The 24,405-nt window shown below is 61.9% G+C and carries 25 protein-coding genes and 1 other RNA gene; 17 read left to right on the forward strand and 9 right to left on the reverse strand.

The features are described 5' to 3' along the window. Window positions 1–26 precede the first annotated feature (26 nt). Window positions 27–974 carry an AEC family transporter gene (locus AB4Z25_RS06105; RefSeq protein ID WP_112540060.1) on the forward strand — a complete coding sequence of 316 codons (948 nt, stop codon included), beginning with the start codon at window positions 27–29 and terminating at the stop codon, window positions 972–974. 75 nt (window positions 975–1,049) lie between these two features. On the opposite strand, the gene AB4Z25_RS06110 is transcribed toward AB4Z25_RS06105, so the two are convergent. Next, window positions 1,050–1,625 (reverse strand): c-type cytochrome, encoded by a 576-nt coding sequence (locus tag AB4Z25_RS06110; protein WP_112384997.1) that lies wholly within the window; start codon window positions 1,623–1,625, stop codon window positions 1,050–1,052. Window positions 1,626–1,780: 155 nt separating this feature from the next. Between AB4Z25_RS06110 and AB4Z25_RS06115 the strand changes: the two genes are divergently transcribed. Together AB4Z25_RS06115 and AB4Z25_RS06120 are read left to right on the forward strand one after the other, a co-directional pair. Continuing rightward, the gene (locus AB4Z25_RS06115; RefSeq protein ID WP_112384998.1) at window positions 1,781–2,536 is read left to right on the forward strand and encodes a 3-deoxy-manno-octulosonate cytidylyltransferase; all 756 of its coding nucleotides are present in this window, start codon (window positions 1,781–1,783) and stop codon (window positions 2,534–2,536) included. Between the two features lie 10 nt (window positions 2,537–2,546). Then, on the forward strand, window positions 2,547–3,407 hold the full coding sequence (locus AB4Z25_RS06120; protein ID WP_112384999.1) for a prephenate dehydratase: 861 nt from the start codon (window positions 2,547–2,549) through the stop codon (window positions 3,405–3,407). A 35-nt stretch (window positions 3,408–3,442) separates the two neighbouring features. On the opposite strand, the gene AB4Z25_RS06125 is transcribed toward AB4Z25_RS06120, so the two are convergent. The 5 genes from AB4Z25_RS06125 to AB4Z25_RS06145 form a co-directional block, all read right to left on the reverse strand. Next, the gene (locus AB4Z25_RS06125; protein WP_112385000.1) at window positions 3,443–3,811 is read right to left on the reverse strand and encodes a VOC family protein; all 369 of its coding nucleotides are present in this window, start codon (window positions 3,809–3,811) and stop codon (window positions 3,443–3,445) included. A 110-nt stretch (window positions 3,812–3,921) separates the two neighbouring features. Then, a complete protein-coding gene (locus tag AB4Z25_RS06130; protein ID WP_112385001.1) occupies window positions 3,922–4,149 on the reverse strand; it encodes a hypothetical protein in 228 nt (75 codons plus the stop codon). A 65-nt stretch (window positions 4,150–4,214) separates the two neighbouring features. Then, window positions 4,215–4,910, reverse strand: coding sequence for a helix-turn-helix transcriptional regulator (locus tag AB4Z25_RS06135; RefSeq protein WP_112385002.1), 696 nt, complete (start codon window positions 4,908–4,910; stop codon window positions 4,215–4,217). A gap of 3 nt (window positions 4,911–4,913) precedes the next feature. Continuing rightward, on the reverse strand, window positions 4,914–5,873 hold the full coding sequence (gene nudC, locus AB4Z25_RS06140) for an NAD(+) diphosphatase (RefSeq protein ID WP_112385003.1): 960 nt from the start codon (window positions 5,871–5,873) through the stop codon (window positions 4,914–4,916). Further along, on the reverse strand, window positions 5,870–6,280 hold the full coding sequence (locus AB4Z25_RS06145) for an HIT domain-containing protein (protein ID WP_442207908.1): 411 nt from the start codon (window positions 6,278–6,280) through the stop codon (window positions 5,870–5,872). Before AB4Z25_RS06145 ends, nudC begins: the two co-directional genes overlap by 4 nt. 89 nt (window positions 6,281–6,369) lie before the next feature. Here AB4Z25_RS06145 and ffs point away from each other — a divergent pair. From ffs to AB4Z25_RS06165, 4 genes are all read left to right on the forward strand, one after another. Beyond that, window positions 6,370–6,466, forward strand: an RNA gene (gene ffs, locus AB4Z25_RS06150) — signal recognition particle sRNA small type. Between the two features lie 46 nt (window positions 6,467–6,512). Further along, on the forward strand, window positions 6,513–8,384 hold the full coding sequence (locus tag AB4Z25_RS06155) for a DNA polymerase III subunit gamma/tau (RefSeq protein ID WP_112539892.1): 1,872 nt from the start codon (window positions 6,513–6,515) through the stop codon (window positions 8,382–8,384). A gap of 22 nt (window positions 8,385–8,406) precedes the next feature. Continuing rightward, entirely contained in the window at window positions 8,407–8,730 is a 324-nt protein-coding gene (locus tag AB4Z25_RS06160; RefSeq protein ID WP_112514290.1) for a YbaB/EbfC family nucleoid-associated protein, read from the forward strand. 30 nt (window positions 8,731–8,760) lie between these two features. Then, window positions 8,761–9,372, forward strand: a complete 612-nt coding sequence (locus AB4Z25_RS06165) for a LysE family translocator (protein WP_112540062.1) — start codon at window positions 8,761–8,763, stop codon at window positions 9,370–9,372. Window positions 9,373–9,380: 8 nt separating this feature from the next. On the opposite strand, the gene AB4Z25_RS06170 is transcribed toward AB4Z25_RS06165, so the two are convergent. Continuing rightward, a complete protein-coding gene (locus AB4Z25_RS06170; protein WP_442207909.1) occupies window positions 9,381–9,992 on the reverse strand; it encodes an MOSC domain-containing protein in 612 nt (203 codons plus the stop codon). Between the two features lie 57 nt (window positions 9,993–10,049). Here AB4Z25_RS06170 and recR point away from each other — a divergent pair, with 57 nt between their 5' ends. Then, window positions 10,050–10,655 carry a recombination mediator RecR gene (gene recR, locus AB4Z25_RS06175; protein ID WP_112539896.1) on the forward strand — a complete coding sequence of 202 codons (606 nt, stop codon included), beginning with the start codon at window positions 10,050–10,052 and terminating at the stop codon, window positions 10,653–10,655. A 51-nt stretch (window positions 10,656–10,706) separates the two neighbouring features. Next, window positions 10,707–11,921, forward strand: a complete 1,215-nt coding sequence (locus AB4Z25_RS06180; protein WP_442207990.1) for a lytic murein transglycosylase — start codon at window positions 10,707–10,709, stop codon at window positions 11,919–11,921. A gap of 3 nt (window positions 11,922–11,924) precedes the next feature. Here AB4Z25_RS06180 and AB4Z25_RS06185 read toward each other — a convergent pair whose 3' ends face one another. Continuing rightward, window positions 11,925–12,374 carry a GNAT family N-acetyltransferase gene (locus tag AB4Z25_RS06185; RefSeq protein ID WP_112539900.1) on the reverse strand — a complete coding sequence of 150 codons (450 nt, stop codon included), beginning with the start codon at window positions 12,372–12,374 and terminating at the stop codon, window positions 11,925–11,927. An 11-nt stretch (window positions 12,375–12,385) separates the two neighbouring features. Further along, a complete protein-coding gene (locus AB4Z25_RS06190) occupies window positions 12,386–14,017 on the reverse strand; it encodes an MFS transporter (RefSeq protein WP_112539902.1) in 1,632 nt (543 codons plus the stop codon). Window positions 14,018–14,266: 249 nt separating this feature from the next. On the opposite strand from AB4Z25_RS06190, the gene rimP reads away from it, so the two are divergent. The 8 genes from rimP (at window position 14,267) to pnp (ending at window position 24,367) form a co-directional block, all read left to right on the forward strand. After that, window positions 14,267–14,872 (forward strand): ribosome maturation factor RimP, encoded by a 606-nt coding sequence (rimP, locus tag AB4Z25_RS06195; protein WP_112385013.1) that lies wholly within the window; start codon window positions 14,267–14,269, stop codon window positions 14,870–14,872. A 60-nt stretch (window positions 14,873–14,932) separates the two neighbouring features. After that, window positions 14,933–16,537: a transcription termination factor NusA gene (gene nusA, locus AB4Z25_RS06200; protein ID WP_112514285.1), complete on the forward strand. Its 1,605-nt coding sequence runs from the start codon at window positions 14,933–14,935 to the stop codon at window positions 16,535–16,537. After that, window positions 16,537–17,223 carry an RNA-binding protein gene (locus AB4Z25_RS06205; protein WP_112539904.1) on the forward strand — a complete coding sequence of 229 codons (687 nt, stop codon included), beginning with the start codon at window positions 16,537–16,539 and terminating at the stop codon, window positions 17,221–17,223. The genes nusA and AB4Z25_RS06205 overlap by 1 nt, the downstream gene beginning before the upstream one ends. Window positions 17,224–17,322: 99 nt before the next feature. Next, window positions 17,323–20,028, forward strand: coding sequence for a translation initiation factor IF-2 (gene infB / locus AB4Z25_RS06210; RefSeq protein WP_112385016.1), 2,706 nt, complete (start codon window positions 17,323–17,325; stop codon window positions 20,026–20,028). A gap of 74 nt (window positions 20,029–20,102) precedes the next feature. Beyond that, window positions 20,103–20,510 carry a 30S ribosome-binding factor RbfA gene (gene rbfA, locus AB4Z25_RS06215; RefSeq protein ID WP_112385017.1) on the forward strand — a complete coding sequence of 136 codons (408 nt, stop codon included), beginning with the start codon at window positions 20,103–20,105 and terminating at the stop codon, window positions 20,508–20,510. A 12-nt stretch (window positions 20,511–20,522) separates the two neighbouring features. Continuing rightward, window positions 20,523–21,455, forward strand: coding sequence for a tRNA pseudouridine(55) synthase TruB (gene truB, locus AB4Z25_RS06220; protein WP_112539906.1), 933 nt, complete (start codon window positions 20,523–20,525; stop codon window positions 21,453–21,455). A gap of 169 nt (window positions 21,456–21,624) precedes the next feature. Then, entirely contained in the window at window positions 21,625–21,894 is a 270-nt protein-coding gene (gene rpsO / locus AB4Z25_RS06225) for a 30S ribosomal protein S15 (RefSeq protein ID WP_026283114.1), read from the forward strand. Window positions 21,895–22,228: 334 nt separating this feature from the next. Then, a complete protein-coding gene (gene pnp, locus AB4Z25_RS06230) occupies window positions 22,229–24,367 on the forward strand; it encodes a polyribonucleotide nucleotidyltransferase (protein WP_112385019.1) in 2,139 nt (712 codons plus the stop codon). Window positions 24,368–24,405: the final 38 nt, after the last annotated feature.

The raw sequence follows: 24,405 nt of genomic DNA on the forward strand, positions 1-24,405 counted from the left end.
TCCCGCGCCAAGGCAGTTCTCCCCGCATGACAGCAATCGTTTTCGACGTTCTTCCCATCTTCATCATGATCCTGATCGGTTGGCTCATCGTGAAAGCGGGGTTGATGACCGCCGATACCGGTGATGCGCTGAGCGATTTCGTTTTCAAGATCGCCGTGCCGATGCTGCTGTTCCGGACGATTGCCGAGGCCGATTTCCATGGCGCTTCGCCGTTCCGGCTCTGGATCGCCTATTTCTCCGGCGTCGCCGTCACTTGGACAGTGGGCCACATTGCCGCAACGCGGCTCTTCGGACGCGATGCGCGCATCGGCGTGCTCGCGGGCGTCTCCTCGGCCTTCGCCAACACCATTTTCGTCGGCCTTCCGTTGGTGCAGCGAACCGTGGGAGACAAGGGTCTGGTGCCCCTGTCGATCCTGATCGCCGTGCATCTGCCTGTCATGATGGTCGTCGGCACGATCCTGATGGAGCGCGCCGAACACAAGATTTCCGGTGCGGCCGATCGCAGCATTCTGAGGCTGCTGAAGCAGATCGGTCTCAATCTCATTCGCAATCCACTGGTGATCGGTCTGGCGGCCGGTGCTGCGATGCATCTGCTCGGGCTGACCATGCCGGCCCCAGTTGAGAATATCGTCGATCAGATCGCCGGTGTCGCCGGACCCGTCGCGCTGATCTCGCTCGGCATGGCCCTGCAGAAATATGGGGTTTCCGGAAACCTCGGCATCGCCAGCGTCACTTCTGCCTGCAAGCTGCTTCTCTTGCCCTTCTGCGTCTGGATTGCAAGCCACATCGTCGGCCTCGCCGAGGACTGGACGGCCGCGCTCGTGCTCATCGCCGCGGTGCCGACAGGCGTCAATGCCTGGCTGATCGCCAATCGCTTCGGCGTCGGCCACAGCCTGGCGGCATCGACGATCACCATGACGACGGCGCTTGGCGCCATTTCCGTGTCGCTCTGGGCTTACCTGCTCGGGCCCTAATCCGCGAAATCCCCGGCAAAGAAAAAGCCCGGCTTGCGGCCGGGCTTCAATCTCATTTCCGATGTCGCGATCAACTTACTGCGTGATCGTATCCGGAGCGTTCGGATCCGGCAGCGGAGCGGGCGTGTCGGCCAGGGTGTGCAGATAAAGCAGCACGTTGGCGCGATCCTGTTCCTTCGGCAGACCGGCAAAGCCCATCGCCGTACCCGGGATCTGCTTCTTCGGCGCCATCAGGAAGTGGTTCAGGTGGTCGAAGGTCCACTTTTCAGCGCCGCCCTTGGAGAAGTCCTTCATAGCGGACGAATAGGCGAAGCCTTCATGCGAAGCGATCGGGCGATCGACGAGACCATAGAGGTTCGGACCGACTTTGTTCGGCCCCCCCTTGGTCGCGTCATGACAGGCCTGACACTTCTTGAAGATGGTTTCGCCAGCCTTGGCGTCGGCCGTCGGCAGCAGCTTTCCGATCGGAACCATGGCGGCAGCAGCGGCCTCGCCCCCACCGGCAGCCGGTGTTTCCTCGGCGACGATCGTGAAGCCTTCCTTTTCCGGCGCTTCGGAATGGAAGATTCCTTCGGACGCGATGGACACCGACATCAGCACGAAAATCGTTCCGAGCAGTGCACCAACGGCCGTATTGACGTAAGAATTCATCTGCAATGCTCCCCGTGCAGTCGGCAGACCCTAAAAAGGTACCATCTTGAAATCGCGCGGAACCTATGTCTTTTGGCTGTTCGTTGCAACTGTCTAAATGGTCCTGTACGTGAGACTTTTTGACACTTTTCCGCCCGGAATAGAAGGCCCGACAGATGACTGGTTCAAATTTAGATGACGTCCTCGTTCTGATCCCGGCACGCATGGCTTCGACCCGGCTTCCGGGCAAGCCGTTGGCCGATATCTGCGGGCTGCCGATGATCGTTCAGGTCGCCATGCGCGCCAAGGAAGCCGCCATCGGCCGCGTCGTCGTCGCGGTCGATGATCAGCGCGTCTTCGACGCCGTCGCCGAGGCCGGCTTCGAGGTGATCATGACCGGCGGTCACCACCAGTCGGGTTCGGACCGCATTCACGAGGCGATGACCAAGATCGATCCTGAAGGCAGGGCCAAGATCATCGTCAACGTCCAGGGCGATCTGCCGACCATCGAGCCCGAAACCATCCGCGCTTCTCTGCGCCCGCTCGACGACGAAGCGGTCGATATCGCCACGCTGACGATCGAGATCGACAACGAGGAAGACAAGACCGCTCCGCATATCGTTAAGGTCGTCGGCTCGCCGCTTTCCGAGACACGCCTACGCGGCCTCTATTTCACCCGCGCCACCGCGCCCTATGGCAAGGGTCCGCTCTATCATCACATTGGCCTTTACGCTTACCGCCGGCCGGCGCTGGAGCGCTTCGTGACGCTCGGCCCGTCGGTGCTGGAGCTGCGCGAATCGCTGGAGCAGCTGCGGGCGCTGGAAGCGGGAATGCGCATCGATGCCGAAATCGTCGAAACCGTACCGCTGGGCGTCGATACCCCCGCCGATCTCGAAAAGGCCCGCCGGATTCTCGCGGCAAGACAGGCTTGAGGACATAGCCATGAACAACAAGACAAACCGGATTTCATTCCAGGGCGAGTTCGGCGCCAATTCCGATATGGCCTGCCGCGACATGTTCCCGACCATGGAACCGCTTCCCTGCCAGACCTTCGAGGACGCCTTCACGGCGCTGGAAAGCGGCGAAGCCGATCTCGCCATGATCCCGATCGAGAACACGATCGCTGGGCGCGTTGCCGATATCCATCACCTGCTGCCGGACTCCAGGCTGCATATCGTCGGCGAATATTTCATGCCGATCCGCTTTCAGCTGATGGTGCTGCCGGGCGTCTCGAAGGATGAGATCCGGACGGTGCACAGCCACATCCACGCGCTTGGCCAATGCCGCAAGATCGTTCGCGCCAATGGCTGGAAGCCTGTCATCGCCGGCGATACGGCCGGTGCCGCAAAGATGGTTCAGGAAACCGGTGACCGGACGATGGCTGCGCTTGCGCCGCGCCTGGCCGCCGATCTCTACGGTCTCGAGATCGTTGCCGAAAATGTCGAAGACACCGAAAGCAATGTCACCCGCTTCGTGGTGCTCTCCCGCGACGAGAAATGGGCGAACCGTTCGAATGAAGAAGAGAAGATCGTCACGACCTTCGTCTTCAACGTCCGCAATATTCCAGCCGCCCTTTACAAGGCGCTCGGTGGTTTCGCGACCAACAACATCAACATGACGAAGCTGGAAAGCTACCAGATCGGCGGCAAGTTCATCGCCACGCAGTTCTATGCCGATATCGAAGGCCACGCCAATGACAGCAATGTCCGCCAGGCGCTCGAGGAGCTCAGGTTCTTCTCGGAGAAGGTTCGCATCCTCGGGGTCTACAAAGGCCACCCGATGCGCGGCCTGCTGCACAAATAGTCATAAAAAGGGCGCCTCGGGCGCCCTTGTCATTGTCACTTGTCCGGTTCGCAAACCCGCAGACGGTGGCCATCCGGGTCGAGCACCACGAAGGTCGGTCCGAAATCGAGATCGACGAGCTCCTGGGCGATCGGCAGGCCGCGCTTGCGCCAGTCCTCATATTGCTTGGCCACCGCACGGTCTCCCGGCACCATGAAGGCGATTTCGCCGCGATTGCCGATCGCCGACGGCTGCGGCTCGACATTGCTGCGGCGCCAGAGGCCGAGCGTGAAACCGCCATCGAGCGGAAAGGCGACGAAGTTGGGCGAAGAGAACGCCGCGTCGCGGCCGAGGATGTCCTTGTAGAAGCGTTCGCTTTCGGCCGGGTCCTTGACGTAGAGAATGATGGAATTCGGGCTGGTCATGGTCTTATCCTCTTGGTTGAGATGGCTGCAATGAAAAGGCGTGCCGCGGTGCGTTGCAGCGGCGGTATGAAATGTCTGCTGTCGGGGTGTGCTGGGCTGTATGCTGCCGGCTATGCCTCGCCCTCTCGCGAGGTCCAGCCGGAAAGGCCGAGGTCGCGCCGCACGTTTGCCGGCATCGACCGCGGGTCGAGGCGGGGGGCATCACCCCTCGCCATGTTGCGCGATGCATTCTGCATCATGCGCAGCATCAGGGACTGCGGATATCCCGCATGTGCAGAAGACGTCTCGACAAGGCAGTCGCCGTAATTTGCGGTGCTGATCTTCAGGCTCGTCATCATCGGTCCTCCTTCTGGATTGGTACCGATAATAGCGCGGCCTACTGTCAGAATCTGGCAGTAGCCTTTCAGCGTTCGACAGGCACGTGTTCCGCCTCGCGCCACTCTTTCATCAGCGCGGTCCGGCGGCGGGGATAGCGCTCCTCGTGCTGCGTCATGTCGATGATCCGGTCCGTGCGGAAATGGCGGAAGCCGCGGCGTAGCTCGCACCAGGCCATCACCATCCGGATATGCTCGAAATAGCCGAGGGCGAAAGGCCAGACGCGCCGGAGCGAGATGCGTCCCTGCTCGTCGCTATAGTGCAGTTCGAGAATGCGTTCGGTACGGATCGCCTTGCGGATCAGGGCGACATCCGCCTTGTCCTCGTTGGCGCGCTTGGGGCCGACAAGCAGCGTCGCCGATTCGATCGTCTCGCGCATCTCGGCAGGCAGCACGGCGGCGATCTTCGCCAGCGCATCGGCAGCTGCACCCGCGAGCCGCGGCTCCGCCGAGCGGTTTACCCAGCGCGAACCCAGCACCAGCGCCTCAAGCTCCTCTTCGGAAAACATCATCGGCGGCAGCATGAAGCCAGGCTTCAGCACATAGCCGACGCCGGCTTCGCCCTCAATCATCGCACCCTGGCTCTGCAGGCTTGCAATGTCACGGTAGAGCGTGCGCAGACTGACGCCCGTCTGCTCGGCAAGGATGATGCCGCTGACAGGACGGCGGTGCCGGCGAAGCACCTGGAGAAGAGCAAGCAGCCGTTCCGAGCGCGAGACCGGCATGGCCTATCGCTTCCACTCCACCCAGTCGCGCATCAGGCGGTGGGCAATGGCGCCTTTCGGCGGAGAGGCCTGGCCGTTGGCGCCGGGGCGTTCGAGCATCTCGATCGTTTCCTCGCGAGTAAACCAGCGGCAATCCTCGAGCTCGGCTTCGTCGCGGGTGATCTCGCTGGATTTCGCCTCGGCATAGCAGCCGATCATCAGCGTATGCGGCATCGGCCAGGGCTGGGAGGCGTGATAGCGGACGCGCCCGGTTCTGATGCCGGATTCCTCAAGCGTCTCGCGGCGCACGGCGTTCTCGATGGTTTCACCTGGCTCCACGAAGCCAGCAAGACAGGAATACATGCCAGGCGCGAAATGCGGTCCGCGGCCAAGCAGGCAGAGATCGCGCTTCTCGTCGATCGTCAGCATGATGACGACGGGGTCGGTGCGCGGGAAAATCATGTGTTCGCAGGCAGTGCAGACGCGTTTGTAGCCGCCGATCTTCTGCTCCATGCTGCCACCGCAACGGCCGCAGAACTTGTTGTCGCCGTTCCAGCGGATCAGGCTTGCGGCCTGGGCAAATTCGCCGAGCAGCACCTCGTCGACAAGCTGATCGCGATAGAGCGTGCGTCCGTCGGCCGGCTTGTAGTGGCTTTCGAGTTGCTCCTCCGGCACGCCGACCGGCACGGCCAGCCGCGGCTCGCCGGATTTGCGATAGCCGAGCAGGATCGTCTCGTCCCAATGCGGCTGCAGTTCCTGCAATTCGTAACGGGCAAAGAGCGGATCCAGCACCTGCCCGTCATGCTTCAGGACCAGCTTGTCCTTGGCGAAGGCAAAGATATGCGTGCCTTCCTTCGCCAGCGCCGTCTCGACCGATTTCTCGTCGCGATGTTCAGAATCGCGGTTCAGGTCGTTGGCGGCAAAAGCGGTGAGGTTGCTCGGCTCCGGATGCGGAACGTCCGTATCGAAAATTGAAGAACTCATGATGAAAGGGCTTCCCGCAATGTCGCTATGAACTGCTCCCGCTTCCCGTCCTCATAAGGCTCGACCGTGCCGAAACCCCAGATCGGGCCCGGCCAATTGGCATCGCCTTCGAAGCGGGCGATGACATGAACATGAAGCTGGCGGACGATATTGCCAAGAGCCCCGACATTGATTTTTGTCGCCCCGGTCAGCTTCTTGAGCGCGCTGGCCACCACCTCGGTCTCGAATGTCAGCATCACCTGATCGAGCGGCGTCAATTCGAAAATCTCAGTGATCCCGGCGCGGCGTGGAATCAGGATCAGCCAGGGCCAGCGTGCGTCCTTCGATAATCTGAGATCGCAAAGGCCGGTCTGCATGACGCTGATGCTGTCTTTTTCGAGCCGGGGGTCGAGCGCGAAATCCGTCAACGGGCATTCCTCCATTGTTTTCCAATGATTAGCAGTTTTTTTTGAGCTTGGCTTGCTTTTGATGACGATATTGCCGATATGTGCATCCGGGAGGTTGGTGGTGGACGAGCCACTCGCCAACCGGGTCAGGTCCGGAAGGAAGCAGCCCTAACGAGCCCGGCACGGGTCATCGTGCCAGCCTCCCACCCTTCTCTCCATCCTTTGCCCGGGATTCCGGGCGCCAAGCAGGGCGATGAGCGACACCGAGCGACAATCACAAGATGCCGCCTCGACGGGCACCGGATACCGGGTGCTGGCACGCAAATACCGCCCCAAGGATTTCACGGACCTGATGGTCGGCCAGGAGCCGATGGTCCGCACACTGACCAACGCCTTCGAGACCGGCCGCATCGCGCAGGCCTATATGCTGACCGGCGTTCGCGGCGTCGGCAAGACGACGACGGCGCGCATTCTGGCGCGTGCCCTGAACTACAAGACCGCTGATATCGACAAGCCGACGATCGACCTGCGCATCCCCGGCGAGCACTGCCAGGCGATCATGGAAGGTCGCCATGTCGACGTGATCGAGATGGACGCTGCCTCGCATACCGGCATCGACGATATCAGAGAGATCATCGAGCAGGTGCGCTATCGCCCGGTTTCGGCGCGCTACAAGGTCTACATCATCGACGAAGTGCACATGCTCTCTACGGCAGCCTTCAACGGGCTGCTGAAGACGCTCGAGGAGCCGCCGGAGCATGTGAAATTCATCTTCGCGACCACCGAAATCCGCAAGGTTCCGATCACCGTCCTGTCGCGCTGCCAGCGCTTCGACCTGCGCCGGATCAGCGCTTCGGATCTCGTCGGCCTGTTCACGACCATTGCGTCGAAGGAAGGCATCGAGGCCGAGCCGGACGCGCTCGCCATGATCGCCCGCGCTGCCGAAGGTTCAGCGCGTGACGGCCTCTCGCTGCTCGACCAGGCGATTGCCCATGGCGGCGGTGCCGTGCAGGCGGAAGCCGTCCGCAGCATGCTCGGTCTTGCCGACCGAGCCCGCATCGTCGATCTTTTCCAGCATGTGGTGAAGGGCGATGTCGCCTCGGCGCTGAACGAGTTTCAGGCACAGTACGAGGCGGGCGCCAATCCTGTTGTCGTTCTGACCGACCTTGCCGACTTCACCCATCTCGTCACCCGCTTGAAATACGTGCCTGATGCCGCCAACGATCCGTCTCTGAGCGAGGTCGAGCGCACCAAGGCTGCGGAATTCGCCCAGGGCGTGGCGGTGACCACGCTGTCGCGCATCTGGCAGATGCTGCTGAAGGGCATTCCGGAAGCCGAGGCATCGTCGCGCACGGCGGGTGCGGCCGAAATGGTGCTGATCCGCCTTGCCCATGCCGCGCATCTGCCGGCACCCGAAGATGCGGCCCGTAGGCTCGCTGAATTTTCAGACAATGGCGGCGGCTCCGGCCGCCCGGCACCGGGTTCCTCGGGCAATGGTGGTGGTGCGACCGTCGCCTATCAGTCGGCAGCGATGGCGCGCGCACCGGAAACTGCGCCCCGCCCGCAGCCGAATGGCCCGACCGCGATGCTGCGCGCTGTTCCGAACCCAGATCCGCAGCCGATGCAGGCCGGTCGTCTCGAGACCAAGCCCGCCGAAGCGCCGAAGCCGCTGGTTGCCGTGAATTCGATTGCCGATATAGTCAATCTGGCCGGTGAAAAGCGCGATGCCAAGATCAAGGCGTTGGTCCGCACCTTCGTGCGTCCTGTCCGGGTCGATCCCGGCCGCCTGGATGTCAATCTGACGGACGGTGCTCCGGCAACGCTGCTCAACGAACTGGCGGTCAAGCTCAAGGAATGGACGGGGATCCATTGGATCGTTAGTCTGAGCCGCGAGCCCGGTGATCCGACCATGGTCGAAGCCGAGGCCAAGGCCAAGGAACAGCAGGTCAGCGATGCCCGCCAGGATCCGGATGTGGCGGCAATCCTCGCGCAGTTTCCGGGCGCCAAGATTATCGACGTCCGCGTCCGGGCGCCGGAGCCGGAGGAAGAGGGCGATATCAAGCCGCCCGCCGTCGCCGAATCCGAAGATGGCGACATCCTGCCGGGCGACGACATAGAATTCTAGACTTTCAGAGAAGGAAAAGACGATGCGCGACCTCATGGGAATGATGGGCAAAGTCAAGGAAATGCAGGCCAAGATGGAGCAGATGCAGGCGGAGATCGCCGAGCTCAAGGCCGAAGGCAAGTCCGGTGGCGGACTGGTCACCGTTGTCCTCAACGGCAAGGGCGAAATGCAGAGCCTGAAGATCGATCCGTCCCTGTTCAAGGAAGACGATGTCGAGATCCTCGAAGACCTGATCGTTGCCGCTCATAAGGATGCCAAGGACAAGGCCGAGGCCGTCACGGCCGAAAAGACCAAGGCGCTGACCGCCGGCCTGCCGATCCCGCCTGGTTTCAAGATGCCGTTCTGATCAAGCTGAGCCCGGGAGGAAGCCTTTATGATGACGCTGACGGCCCTGCTGGTATTTGCCGGCGCCCTTTTCATCGCCGCCGGCACGCCCGGCCCGAGCGTTGCGGCGCTCGTTGCCCGCGTCATCTCGAAGGGCGCGCGCGATGTGCTGCCCTTCCTCTTCGGCATGTGGGCGGGTGATGCGATCTGGCTGACCTGCGCCATCGCCGGCCTCTCGGCCATTGCCGAAAGCTTCTATCACGCCTTTGTCGTCATCAAATGGCTCGGCATTCTCTATCTCCTCTACCTCGCTTGGAAAATGTGGTTCGCAAGACCTGATGTCGAGGAAGAGGAGCTGCCACAGGCCCGCTCGCGAAGCCGGATGTTCCTGACGGGGCTGGCGATCGCGCTTGGCAATCCGAAGATCATGATGTTCTACATCGCCCTTCTGCCGTCGATCATTGACATCCGCGCCGTTTCCTTCGGCGGCTGGGCGGAGCTCGTCGTAACGCTGATCGTGGTGCTGGCGGTCGTCGATTTCACCTGGATGTTCCTGGCCGCAAAAGCCCGCGGCTTCCTGAAGAGCCCCCGCGCGGTTCGGATCGCCAATCGGGCGAGTGCCGCGACGATGGCCGGTGCCGCGATGGCGATCGCCACGCGCTGATATCAGGCCTACGCCTCGAGCTGAGCCCGTAGCTTGTAGTGAATGGGTGCTGCGAGATACCGCTCCCGGTCTTCGGGCGAGAGCTTTTTCCCGAACGTCTCCATCATTTCAGGCATGGTCACCCTGGCGCCTGAAAACGGCTGATAGGTCACCGGCATTCCCGCCTCGACGATCGCGCCGGCAAGAACCCGGCAATAGATGCCTGGCCGCCCGGCCTTGGTGTAGCGCTTGACGAAGCGTGGGTCTTCCATCTTCGCGGCGAAGGTGGCGCAGGGAATACGGGCGGACGTTACTTCCAGAACAAGATCGCCTGCGATGAACCTGTCGCCCACGGCAACATCGCGATTGTCGAGCCCCTCGATGACGAGGTTTTCGCCGAAGGTACCGGGCGTAACCGGTTTACCGAGTTCGCCGCTCCACCAGTCGAGCGTCCGCGATCCCTCGACATAAACAGCCTGATCCGCACCACCATGATAGGTGCGATTGCAGATCGCGTCGCCGACCAGCCCTTCCGCATCGATCATCACGGCGCCGTTGACAGACTGCTTGAAGATACCGGTCTTGTATTTCTTGCCCGGCAGCCGTTCGGCGCTGCCGGTGCAGACCGCACTGATTTTCATGGCGGCAGCAATCCTTCCGCGATTCCGTTTTGACGACATATGGGCTAAGAACGGCGCATGGCAAAGCGAGTCACCGGCCCCGAAATCGAAAAACTCATTCAGCTTCTGGCGAAAGTGCCGGGCCTCGGGCCCCGGTCGGCACGCCGCGCGGCACTGCATCTGATCAAGAAGAAGGACCAGCTTCTCGGTCCTCTCTCCCATGCCATGGGCGATGCCTATGACAAGGTGAAGGTCTGCTCGCGCTGTGGCAACGTCGATACCTCGGATCCCTGCACCGTCTGCACCGATGATCGCCGCGACCAGTCGGTCATCATCGTCGTCGAGGATGTGTCGGATCTCTGGGCACTGGAGCGCGCCGGGGCGATGAACGCCGCCTATCACGTTCTCGGCGGCACGCTGTCGCCGCTGGATGGCGTCGGCCCGGATGATCTGAACATCCGCGGGCTGATCGAGCGGCTCGGCGAAGGCGGCGTGCGCGAACTGATCATCGCGGTGAACGCCACCGTCGAGGGGCAGACCACAGCACACTATATAACGGATCAGCTCACCGGATTGGACGTCAAGATCACCCGGCTGGCGCATGGCGTGCCTGTCGGCGGCGAGCTCGATTATCTCGACGAGGGCACATTGGCGGCCGCGCTTCGGGCGCGAACGGTCATTTGAGGGGGAATGCCTGAGGTGAAGACGATCATCCGCCTTTCGATCCTGACGGCGATGCTTGCCGCATGGTTTCATCTTCCCGCCTCCGCCGCACCTTCGAAGGCTGCCGTCGAGGCGCAGTTCGAAAAATGGGTGCAGACCGAACTGCGCCCGGAAGCCGAAAAGAGCGGCATTTCTGCCAAGACATTTCAGGCCGCTTTCGCCGGCATCGAGCTGAACTGGGATCTGCCGGATCTGGCACCTCCCGGCTTCCCGCCGCCGAAGGAACGCAAGCAGACACAGGCCGAATTTTCCTCGCCTGCGCCCTATTTCAACGAGGAGCGTCTCAGCAAGCTCGCCATGACAGGCCGCGGCTTTGCCTCGCAATATGCCTCGACGCTGAAGCGGATCGAGAAGACCTATGGCGTGCCGGGATCGATCGTGCTGGCCATCTGGGGCCGCGAGACCGGCTTCGGCGCCGCGAAGATCCCGAACTCGGCGATCCAGGTGCTGGCGACGAAGGCCTTCATGTCGACGCGCAAGGAGATGTTCCGCACCGAACTGATTGCGGCACTCCACATCATCGATGGCGGCGATGTGGCGCCGGCCGATTTCAAGGGCTCCTGGGCCGGCGCGCTCGGCCAGCCGCAGTTCATGCCGACCAGCTACCTGAAATATGCCGTCGATTTCGATGGTGACGGCCACCGCAACATCTGGACCTCGGTGCCGGATACGCTGGCATCCATCGCCAACTATCTTGTCAAGAAGGGCTGGCAGCGCGACCGCGACTGGGGCTTCGAGGTCACCATCCCCGCCGCCGTCTCCTGTGCCCAGGAGGGGCCGGATCTCGCCAAGCCGCTGTCGCAATGGGCATCGCTCGGAATAGCCAGGATCTCGGGCAAGGGCTTTCCCTCATCCGAGCTGAAAGCCGACGGGATGATGCTGGTTCCGGCCGGCCGCGACGGCCCCGAATTTCTCGTCACGCCGAATTTCTACGTCATCAAGGAATATAACAATTCCGATCTCTATGGGCTCTATATCGGCAACCTGGCCGATCGGATCGCCTATGGAGCGGGCGGTTTCCAGGGTGCCTGGGGCGATGTCGGCAAGATGCTGCGCTCGGATGTCGCTGCCATGCAGAAGGCGCTGGAGCGTCAGGGCTACGATGTCGGCGGTTCCGACGGCTTGCCGGGCTACAAGACCCGCCGCTCGATCGGCCAGTGGCAAGTCAAGAACGGCGAAAAGCCGACCTGCTATCCGGAAGCGTCGATGAAGGGCAAACTGAAATAGGCCTCAGAGAGTAAGCTTCATGCCCTCGTGGCTCGCCATGAAGCCAAGCCTTTCATAGAAGCGGATGGAATCGGCCCGCGACTTGTCCGATGTCAGCTGCACGAGCTTGCAGCCACGGTCCCGGCAAACGCCGATCGCCCATTTGATGAAGCGTGTGCCAAGTCCGGTGCCGCGCTCCGTTTCCGTGATCCGCACGCTCTCGATCTGTCCGCGCCACATGCCGGTGCGTGAAAGCCCCGGAATGAACGTCAGCTGCAGGCAGCCAACCGGCTGGTCGTCGGCATTGACCGCGACGGCAAGCAGCTGGTTGTCGTCGGCAACGATCGCAGCAAAGGCAACAAGGTAGCGCTCGTCAACGGGATCGGAGACCACCTCGCGGCTGCGTCCCAACGCATCATCGGCGAGCATGGCAATGATCGATGGGAGATCGCTTTCCCTGGCTCGTCTGAACATCTTACCGCCCCCTAGTGATGGATATCGATCGGCGCCTTGTGAAAGACGTCGTCGGAGGGTGGGATCGCCTGGCGTTCGATCATCCGGTGTACATGCGGCAGATCGGCGCCGCGATGCAGGTTGCGCAGCCGGTCGGTATTTTCCGCATCGGCCTGCGTGCGCCGCTGGTTGTGGCGGATATATTCGACCCAGGTCGGGGTGTGATAGGTCTCCGTCCAGATGCCGGGGTTCTCCAGATCGCGCATCAGTGCCCAGGCGCGGGCGCCGTCGCGAATGCGGATGCGCCGCCGCTCGCCCATCAGCTTGAGGAATTCCGGCAGGTCCTCGTCGTTGATCTGATAATCGACCTGGATGACGATCGGCCCGCTGCGCGGCGTGATATCGAGCCCGAGCGCCGGTTCGACGAACCGGTTGAGCGGATCGAGATTGAGCGAGGCGAAGGCCGGCATTGAGAAGCGGAAGCCGATCAGCACGCCGATGACCATTACCGCTGCAGAACCATAGAGCGCATTCGAGACGCCGAAGCGATCTGCCACGATACCCCAAAACCAGCTGCCGCCGGCAATCCCGCCGAAGGTCACCGTCTGATAAAGCGAGAGCGCCCGCCCAACCACCCAGCGCGGTGTCGACAGCTGGACGATCGTATTAAACAGCGACAGCGCCAGCACCCAACAGGCGCCCGATACCAACAATCCGGCGCAGGTCAGCACCGCAAAGGGGCTGGCGGCGGTGATTGCCATGCTCACGGCAAAGCCGGAAAAAGCGTAGCGGATGATGATCTCGCTGCTCAGCGCATCGCGAAGCCGGGCATTGAGCGCCCCGCCGCCGATCGCGCCGATGCCGAAGGAACCGAGCATGAAGCCGTAGGTCAGTGGTCCGCCCGAGACGAGGTCGATTGCGACGATCGGAAGCAGCGCGAGCACCGAGCTGGCGCCGACACCAAACGTGAAGCCGCGCACCAGAACCTTCTCAAGGTTCGGCGACATCGAGATATAGCGCAGCCCGGCAAAGATCGCGCTGCCGAGACTTTCACGCGGCAGCGTCGAGGCGGGCAGGGCGGGCTTCCAGCGCATCAGCGCGTAAATCAGCGCCAGATAGCTAACAGCGTTCACCGCAAAGGCGGCCGCCGCACCGGCTGCTGCCACGATGACCCCGCCGATCGCCGGGCCGACGCTGCGGGTCATGTTGAAGCCCATGCTGTTCAGCGTCACGGCGGCAGGCAGATCGGCGCGCGGCACCATGTCGCCGACCGACGCCTGCCAGGAGGGATTGTTGAGCGCCGTGCCGCAGCCGATGAGGAAGGTGAATAACAGAAGAAGCCAGGGCGTAATCCAGCCGAGCAGGGCGAAGACCGTCAGGATCGCCGAGACAACGAGCATCAGGACCTGTGCCGTCAGCATCACCCGGCGCCGGTCGAAATTGTCGGCGAGCGCGCCCGAGATCAGCGAGAAGAGCATGATCGGCAGCGCCGTCGAGGTCTGCACCAGCGCCACCATGTCTTCCGAGGCGGTGATCGTCGTCATCATCCATGCGGCGCCGACGGCCTGGATCAGCCCGCCGAAGTTCGACGCCAGGCTCGCAAACCAGATGCGGCGGTATGTTTCGTGTTTCAGCGGCGCCAGCGTGGAAGAATTCGACGGCACGTTCCCTCCGCCCGGATTTGCTCCGGCTTGTCTTGTTCTGTTCCCGCCCAATATATGGCGAAGCGTGCCTGAGGCCAGCGAAGGATTGCAGCCTTGGCGCATTTGGCGCCGGAGCTTGCAATTTCAGAAAAACGGGCCTATATGCCACTCAAATTCTTGATCGTACGATGAAGAGTGGGCCGCAAGGACCCGCTCTTTTTTATTAGCGCGATCATCCAAAATGCTTGAAATTTGCTAGGAGCGCGCCGCTTGTCGGATCAGACAACCGCAGAAAACGAACTTGAGCCACGGCTGATTACCGAGACCGGGCTTGACCAGCGCCTTGCCGACATCATCGAACCAGTGCTTGTCGGTATGGGCTTCCGCCTGATCCGCGTCCGGATGCTCAATCAGAACGGCGCGACGCTGCAGATCATGGCCGAGCGCAATGACGGAACCATGTCCGTTCAGGACTGCGAAGCGGTCTCGACGGCTGTTTCCCCGGTTCTGGATGTGGAAGATCCGATTGATCGGGAGTATCATCTCGAAGTGTCTTCGGCCGGTATCGACCGTCCGCTGGTGCGCAAGTCGGATTTCGTCCGCTGGCAGGGACATCTTTTGAAGTGCGATACGTCGATCATGATCGGCAACCGCAAGCGGTTCCGTGGTAAGATTCTGGAATCGAATGCAGATGGCTTCACGCTTGAGCGTGACCAGGTTGCCTATGGCGAAGAGCAGAAGGTGGAAATCCCCTTCGCGGCTCTGGCCGAAGCCAAGCTTATCCTGACCGACGATCTGATCCGCGATGCGCTTCGCGCCGACAAGGCAGCGAAGTCGGAAGCCGCGAACCAGAACGAAGCGGAAGACCAGGAATAACCGATCAACTACAGGCTCCAGGGACGGGAACCCGGCAAGCCGAGACGGAGAGATAAAACAATGGCAGTCAGTGCGAACCGCCTCGAACTTCTGCAGATCGCAGATGCAGTGGCGCGCGAAAAAGTCATCGACCGCGAAATCGTGCTGGCCGCAATGGCCGATGCGATCCAGAAAGCTGCACGCTCCCGTTACGGCTCGGAATCGAATATCCGCGCCGACATCAATCCGAAGACCGGCGAAATCCGCCTTCAGCGTTTGCTCGAAGTCGTCGAGAAGGCCGAAGACTATTCCACGCAGATCCCGCTGGAACTGGCCCGCGACCGCAACCCCGATGCAGCCCTTGGCGATTTCATTGCCGATCCGCTGCCGCCGATGGACTTCGGCCGTATCGCTGCGCAGTCTGCCAAGCAGGTCATCGTCCAGAAGGTTCGCGAAGCCGAGCGTGACCGCCAGTTCGACGAGTTCAAGGATCGCACCGGCGAAATCGTCAACGGTACCGTCAAGCGCGTCGAATACGGCAACGTCATCGTCGATCTCGGCCGTGGCGAAGGCATTATCCGCCGCGACGAAATGATCCCGCGCGAAAACGTTCGCTACGGCGATCGCGTCCGCGCCTACGTCTACGACGTTCGCCGCGAACAGCGTGGCCCGCAGATTTTCCTGTCGCGTACCCACCCGCAGTTCATGGTGAAGCTCTTCACCATGGAAGTGCCTGAAATCTACGACGGCATCATCCAGGTTCGCTCGGTCGCCCGTGATCCGGGTTCGCGCGCCAAGATCGCCGTCATCTCGAACGACTCGTCGATCGATCCGGTCGGTGCCTGCGTCGGTATGCGCGGTTCGCGCGTTCAGGCCGTCGTCGGCGAGCTTCAGGGCGAAAAGATCGACATCATTCCGTGGTCGCAGGATCCGGCGACCTTCGTCGTCAACGCCCTGCAGCCGGCTGAAGTCGCCAAGGTCGTTCTTGACGAAGATGCAGAGCGCATCGAAGTCGTGGTTCCGGATGAGCAGCTGTCGCTTGCCATCGGCCGCCGTGGTCAGAACGTTCGCCTCGCATCGCAGCTGACCGGCTGGGATATCGACATCATGACGGAAGCCGAAGAGTCGGAGCGCCGTCAGAAGGAATTCAACGAGCGCACCAACCTGTTCATGGACTCGCTCGACGTCGATGAAATGGTCGGTCAGGTTCTGGCCTCCGAAGGCTTTGCTGCCGTTGAGGAACTGGCTTACGTCGATCTCGACGAAATCGCCTCGATCGACGGCTTCGACGAAGACACGGCGCAGGAAATCCAGACCCGCGCCCGCGAATTCCTCGAAAAGCTCGAAGCCGAGATGGACGAGAAGCGCAAGTCGCTCGGCGTCTCCGACGATCTTCGCCAGATCGAAGGCATGACCGCACAGATGATGGTCGCGCTCGGCGAAGACGGCATCAAGACGATGGAAGACTTTGCAGGCTGCGCAGCTGACGATCTCGTCGGCTGGAGCGAGCGCAAGAACGGCGAGACGAAGAAGTTCGAGGGTCTGTTCTCGAAGTTCGACATCTCCCGCGTCGAAGCAGAACAGATGGTTGTTCAGGCCCGCCTCGCGGTTGGATGGATCACCGAGGACGACCTTGCGAAGGATGCGGAGCCTGTTGAGGCCGATGCTGCCGAGCAGGAAGCGTAATGACCGCGCAGCCGGACACATCTCCTGAGGATGATGATCTTGCAGGTTATGACGTGAACGGCCGCATGTGCATCGTGACGCGCGAAAGCGGATCGCCGGATGAGCTGATCCGCTTTGTCGCCGCTCCCGATGGAACCGTCATCGCCGATCTGAAGCGTGAGCTTCCGGGACGCGGATGCTGGGTAAAGATCGACCGCACGCTGGTCGACAAGGCGGTGGCGAAGAAGACCTTCGCCCGCGCCTTGAAGGCGGATGTGAAGGCTGCGGCTGATCTCGGCGAGACCGTCGACCGGCTGCTCGCCAAGCAGCTGATGCAGATGATGAACATGGCCCGCAAGGCCGGTCAGTTCGTCACCGGCTCCGCGAAAGTGGATGCCGCGGTCAGAAGCGGAGCAGCCCTTGCGGTGTTCCATTCGACCGGTGCAGCCGACGATGGCGTGCGAAAAATAGACCAGGCTCGCAAGGCCTGGCACCTCGGAATGGAAACCGAGGAAGAAATACCTTCCTTCCGTCTCTTCTCGGAGAGCGAAATGGAAGGGGTGATGGGCGAGAATGCTTTTATCCATGCCGCAGTGCTTGCAGGGCAGGCGGGTGAGGGTGTAGTGAAGCGCGCAAAGATGCTTGAGCAGTACCGTAACAGCGGTCAGTCCCGGGCACCGGACAGCGCGGGCCGGCAAAAACAATGATACGGGCGACCGGCAGATGCCGGCCCATCATTGATCGACTGTATTTGATTGACAGGGACTGATGACGTCATCGCTCCCTGTCCGAAGGAACGGGAACGAATGACCGATAGCAATGACGACAAGACACTTGGTGCAACGGGCAAGAAGACGCTGACCCTGAAACCGTCGGGGATAAGCCAGGGCACCGTGCGCCAGGATATGGGTCGCGGTCGCACAAAAGCGGTCGTCGTCGAGACCCGTAAGCGGCGTCCGATGCGCCCCGAAGACGAACGTCCGGTCGCACCTGCTCCGGTGGCGCCCCGCGCTGCCGAGCCTGCACCAGCACCAGTCCAGGCACGTCCGCAGCAGCAGACACCGGCGCCGCGTATCCAGCAGCCAGGTGGCAACTCTCAGCCGTCGCAGCACTCTCCGCGCCAGCAGGACCGTCCGCGTCCGGTGGTGCTGAACCATCTGTCGCCGGAAGAAATGGATGCGCGCCGCCGTGCACTTGCCATGGCGCAGGTTCGCGAAGCCGAAGATGCGGCCCGCCGCGTCGAGGAAGACAAGCGCCGCGCTGTAGAAGAAGCTGCCCGGCAGGCTGCGGAAGCCGAAGAGGCTGCGCGCCGCGCCGCCGAAGAAGCTGCCCGTCCGCCGGCGCCTCCGGTTGTTGAAGCCCCTGCTCCGGCACCGGCTGCAGCGCCCGTTCAGGCCCGTTCGGCTCAGCCGTCTGCACCGGCTGCCCGCCGCCCCGATGCCGCCCCGGCACCTGGCGCTGCGCGTCCCGGATCTGCTGCTCCGGCAGCGGCTCGCGGCCGCCGTGAAGGCGAAGAAGACGATCGCGGCGGTGCTGCACGCGGTGGCCCGGTTCGTGGCCGCGTCGTGCGTCCGGAGCCGGCAAAGCCGGTCACCACCCGTCCGAAGGGCGAGGAAGACCGCCGTCGCGGCAAGCTGACGATCGGTACCGCGGGCGTCGACGACGAAGGTGCGCGCGGCCGTTCTATGGCTGCCATGCGCCGCCGTCAGGAAAAGTTCCGCCGCAGCCAGATGCAGGAAACCCGCGAAAAGGTTATGCGCGAGGTCATTCTGCCCGAGACCATCACCATTCAGGAACTGTCGCAGCGTATGTCTGAACGCGCCGTCGACGTTATCAAGTACCTGATGAAGGAAGGCCAGATGATGAAGCCGGGCGACGTCATCGACGCCGACCTCGCTGAACTGATCGCCGGCGAATTCGGCCACACCGTCAAGCGCGTTTCGGAATCCGACGTCGAAGAAGGTATCTTCGACAAGGCCGACGATGCTGGCGAAATGGTTTCGCGTCCGCCTGTCGTCACCATCATGGGTCACGTCGACCACGGCAAGACCTCGCTGCTCGACGCCATCCGTCAGGCCAACGTCGTCTCCGGCGAAGCCGGCGGCATCACCCAGCATATCGGTGCCTATCAGGTCGAACAGAACGGCCAGAAGATCACCTTTATCGACACGCCCGGTCACGCCGCCTTTACGGCCATGCGTGCTCGCGGTGCGCAGGCAACGGACATTGCGATCCTGGTGGTTGCGGCCGACGACAGCGTCATGCCGCAGACGATCGAATCCATCAATCACGCCAAGGCGGCTGGTGTTCCAATCATCGTCGCGATCAACAAGATCGACAAGCACGAAGCCAAGCCGGACAAGGTCCGCCAGCAGCTTCTGCAGCACGAAGTCTTCGTGGAATCGCTGGGCGGTGAAGTTCTCGACGTCGAAGTTTCGGCCAAGAACAAGACGAACCTCGACAAGCTGCTCGAAGCCGTCCTGCTGCAGGCCGAAATTCTCGACCTGAAGGCCGATCCGACCCGGACCGCCGAAGGTACCGTCATCGAAGCTCAGCTTGACCGTGGCCGCGGCGCGGTTGCGACCGTTCTCGTCCAGAAGGGCACGCTGAAGCCGGGCCAGATCATCGTTGCGGGCGATCAGTGGGGCCGCGTCCGCGCGCTCGTCACCGACAAGGGCGACCATGTCAAGGAAGCCGGTCCGGCGACCCCGGTCGAAGTGCTCGGTCTTTCCGGCACGCCTGCTGCCGGCGACAAGTTTGCTGTCGTCGAGAACGAAGCCCGTGCTCGCGAAATTTCCGAGTACCGCCAGCGTCTGGCGCGCGACAAGGCAGCTGCCCGCCAGTCCGGCCAGCGCGGTTCGCTCGAACAGATGATGAGCAAGCTGCAGAATACCGGCTACAAGGAATTCCCGCTTGTCATCAAGGGTGACGTGCAGGGTTCCATCGAAGCCATCATCGGTGCTCTCGACAAGCTCGGTACCGACGAAGTGCGGGCTCGCATCGTCCATTCCGGTGCTGGTGCCATCACCGAGTCGGATATCGCGCTCGCGGAATCCTCCGACGCGGCGATCATCGGCTTCAACGTTCGCGCCAATGCACAGGCACGGACCGCTGCCGAGCGTGGCGGCATCGAGATCCGCTACTACAACATCATCTACGATCTCGTGGATGACGTGAAGGCAGCGATGTCGGGCCTGCTGTCGCCGGAGCGCCGCGAGACCTTCCTCGGCAATGCCGAGATCCTCGAGGTGTTCAACATCACCAAAACAGGCAAGGTCGCGGGTTGCCGCGTCACCGAAGGCAAGGTCGAGCGTGGTGCAGGCGTGCGCCTTATCCGCGACAACGTCGTCATCCACGAAGGCAAGCTCAAGACGCTCAAGCGCTTCAAGGACGAAGTCTCCGAAGTGCCGGTCGGTCAGGAATGCGGTATGGCCTTCGAGAACTACGAAGACATCCGCGCAGGCGATGTCATCGAATGCTTCCGCGTCGAGCATATCACCCGCTCGCTCTGATCGCGCGGATCTGTATCTTGGACGGGCGCCGGATCATCTAAGGCCGGCGCCCGAACCTTTTGAGGCAAAGAAAAATGGCAACAAGACCGACAACCTCCGCACCTTCGCAGCGCATGCTGCGCGTCGGCGAACAGGTGCGCGCAGCGATCACCCAGGTTCTGCAGCGCGGCGAAGTGCGTGACGACGTGATCGAAAAGACCGTCATCTCGATCTCCGAAGTGCGTATGTCGCCCGATCTGAAGATCGCGACGGCCTTCGTCACGCCGCTTGGCGTCGCCGATCACGACACAGTCATCGCAGCGCTGAACAAGAATGCGAAATACATCCGCGGCCGCCTCGGCGCACAACTGCGCCAGATGAAATACATGCCTGAAGTCCGCTTCCGCGATGACACGAGCTTCGACAATTACAAGAAGATCGATGAGCTCCTGCGTTCGCCCGAGGTCGTGCGCGATCTCGATGACGGCAAAGACGGCGAATAACAGAAGAAAAGAATGTCCAAACCACGCAAACCCAAAGGCCGCCCGGTTTCCGGCTGGCTGATCCTCGACAAGCCGGTGGATTTCGGCTCGACGGAAGCCGTTTCCAAGATCAAGTGGCTGTTCAAGGCGCAGAAATGCGGCCACGCCGGCACGCTCGACCCCTTGGCCTCGGGCATGCTGCCGATCGCTCTCGGCGATGCGACGAAGACGGTCCCCTATGTCATGGACGGCCGCAAGATCTACGAATTCTCGGTCACCTGGGGCGAAGAACGCGCCACCGACGATCTCGAGGGCGAGGTCACGCAGAGCTCGGACAAGCGTCCGGCCGAGGGTGATATCCTGGCGCTTCTGCCGAATTATACCGGCGTCATCAGCCAGGTCCCGCCGCAGTTCTCGGCAATCAAGATCGCCGGCGAGCGCGCCTATGATCTGGCCCGCGAAGGCGAAGCCGTCGAGATTCCGTCGCGCGAGGTCGAGATCTTCCGCCTGACGCTGCTCTCCTGCCCGGATGCCAGCACGGCGCATTTCGAAGTCGAATGTGGCAAGGGTACCTATGTTCGCGCCTTGGCCCGCGATTTCGGCCGCGATCTTGGCTGCTACGGCCACGTCTCCGGCCTGCGCCGGACATTCGTCGCACCGTTCCCCGAAGACAGCATGATCCCGCTTTCCGAACTCGTCGCCCTTGAAGCGATCGAGGATCAGGACGAGCGGCTGGCAGCCCTCGACGCGCTGCTCATCGACACCAGCGAAGCGCTGTCTTCCCTGCCGCATCTGGCCGTCAACGACGATCAGGCGCATCGTCTGAAGATGGGCAACCCGATCCTCGTGCGCGGCCGTGACGCGCCGATCACCGAGAGCGAAGCCTATGCGACGGCGCGCGGCAAGCTGATCGCCATCGGCGAGATCGGCGAAGGCGAATTCCGCCCGAAGCGCGTCTTCGTCTGACGACGCGACCGGCGCGCCGCAGGCCTGCCGGTCATGCCTCTTCCCTTTGCTGTCTGAATGGTCTATAGGCAGCGCCAGCATCAGGCAGGCCTGAATGCTTTCGCGGCCAAAGCTGGACGACATCCCGGCTTTTGGCGACCTTATCTCCTCTCATCGAAAGGAACATCCGATGTCGATTACTGCTGAGCGCAAGACCGCCCTCATCAAGGAATACGCAACGTTCGAAGGCGACACCGGTTCTCCGGAAGTCCAGGTTGCGATCCTGACCGAGCGGATCAACAACCTCACGGAACACTTCAAGGGCCACAAGAAGGATAACCATTCCCGCCGTGGCCTGCTGACGATGGTTTCGAGCCGCCGTTCGCTTCTCGACTACCTCAAGAAGAAGAACGAAGGCCGTTACACCAAGCTGATCACCAGCCTGGGTATCCGTCGCTAAGGTTTTCCGGCGGGCGCTCTTCGGGCGCTCGCCGGTTGCTTATTCGGGGTTGGAAAGCCCCAGAGATTGACCACCGCATTTGATGTTTTCATGGGGTGGAACTGAGGCAGACCCGGATGGGCCGGTTTTGCCAGAACAACCGTTGACCTGTCATGGGGCAGGATTGCCGGATGCTTTCCGGCCAAGGTACGGAACCTTGGCCCGGCTTTCTCGAAAGCCGCCGCCGCAAAGCCTCCCGTTGTCTTGCCCATGATGTGTCACATAATTGCGGTCGATCGCGCGCTGTGCCTTGAAAGGGTCGTGGCGCCTGTTCCCGCATTGAAGGACAAGACATATGTTCGATACCCATAGCGTGGAAATCGAGTGGGCAGGCCGCCCGTTGAAGCTCGAAACCGGCAAGATCGCCCGTCAGGCTGATGGCGCCGTTCTTGCGACCTACGGTGAAACCGTCGTTCTCGCGACCGTCGTTTCCGCTAAGTCGCCGAAGCCGGGCCAGGATTTCTTCCCGCTCACCGTCAACTATCAGGAAAAGACCTACGCAGCCGGCAAGATCCCCGGCGGCTACTTCAAGCGCGAAGGTCGTCCGTCGGAAAACGAAACGCTCGTTTCCCGCCTGATCGACCGCCCGATCCGCCCGCTCTTCCCTGAAGGCTACAAGAACGACACCCAGGTCGTCGTCACCGTCATTCAGCACGACCTTGAAAACAACCCCGACATCCTGTCGATGGTTGCTACCTCGGCAGCCCTGACGCTCTCCGGCGTTCCGTTCATGGGCCCGGTCGGCGGCGCACGCGTCGGCTACATCAACGGCGAATACGTCCTCAACCCGCATCTCGACGAAATGGAAGAGTCCGTTCTCGACCTCGTCGTTGCCGGTACGCACGATGCCGTTCTGATGGTTGAATCGGAAGCCAAGGAACTCAACGAAGAAGTCATGCTCGGCGCCGTCATGTTCGGCCACCGCGGCTTCCAGCCGGTTCTCGATGCGATCATCAAGCTCGCCGAAGTTGCTGCCAAGGAACCGCGCGATTTCCAGCCGGAAGATCATTCCGAGCTCGAAGCAGAAATGCTGAAGCATTTCGAAGCCGAACTGCGCGTCGCCTACAAGAACACCCAGAAGGCTGAACGCTACGCAGCCGTCGATGCCGTAAAGGCAAAGGTCAAGGCTCACTTCTTCCCTGAAGGCGTCGAGCCGAAGTACACTGCCGAAGTCATCGGCGCGACCTTCAAGCACCTGCAGGCGAAGATCGTTCGCTGGAACATTCTCGACACCAAGAGCCGCATCGATGGTCGCGATCTGTCGACCGTTCGTGCGATCGTTTCGGAAGTCGGCCTGCTGCCGCGCACCCACGGTTCGGCTCTCTTCACCCGTGGTGAAACGCAGGCGATCGTCGTTGCCACGCTCGGCACAGGCGAAGACGAACAGTATGTCGACAGCCTGACCGGCATGTACAAGGAGCGCTTCCTGCTCCATTACAACTTCCCTCCCTACTCGGTTGGCGAAACCGGCCGCATGGGCTCCCCGGGCCGCCGCGAAATCGGTCACGGCAAGCTCGCATGGCGCGCTATCCGTCCGATGCTGCCGTCTGCCGAGCAGTTCCCCTACACGCTGCGCGTCGTCTCCGAGATCACCGAGTCCAACGGCTCGTCCTCGATGGCAACCGTTTGCGGCACGTCGCTCGCTCTGATGGACGCCGGCGTTCCGCTGGCTAAGCCGGTTGCCGGTATCGCCATGGGCCTGATCCTCGAAGGCGATCGCTTCGCTGTTCTCTCCGACATTCTCGGTGACGAAGATCATCTCGGCGACATGGACTTCAAGGTCGCAGGTACTGCCGACGGCATCACCTCGCTGCAGATGGACATCAAGATCGCCGGTATCACCGAAGAGATCATGAAGGTCGCTCTCGGCCAGGCACAGGGTGGCCGCACGCACATTCTCGGCGAAATGGCCAAGGCCATCACCGAGAGCCGCGGCCAGCTCGGCGAATTCGCACCGCGCATCGAAGTCATGAACATCCCGGTCGACAAGATCCGTGAAGTCATCGGCTCCGGCGGCAAGGTCATTCGCGAAATCGTCGAAAAGACCGGCGCGAAGATCAACATCGAAGACGACGGCACGGTGAAGATCGCTTCCTCGTCCGGCAAGGAAATCGAAGCGGCCCGCAAATGGATCCACTCGATCGTTGCCGAGCCGGAAATCGGCGTCATCTACGAAGGCACGGTCGTCAAGACCGCCGACTTTGGCGCTTTCGTCAACTTCTTCGGCGCCCGTGACGGTCTCGTCCACATCTCGCAGCTCGCTTCCGAGCGCGTTGCCAAGACGCAGGACGTCGTCAAGGAAGGCCAGAAGGTCTGGGTCAAGCTCCTCGGCTTCGACGAGCGCGGCAAGGTCCGCCTGTCGATGAAGGTCGTCGATCAGGAAACCGGCCAGGAAATCCCTGCCGACAAGAAGAAGGAAGAAGCAGCCGAATAAGCTGCGCCTTTCCAGAACTTCATGGGCGCGGGACTGTT

This window comes from Rhizobium sp. RAF36 (genome assembly GCF_052114105.1).
In the GTDB taxonomy this organism is placed as follows: Bacteria; Pseudomonadota; Alphaproteobacteria; order Rhizobiales; family Rhizobiaceae; genus Rhizobium.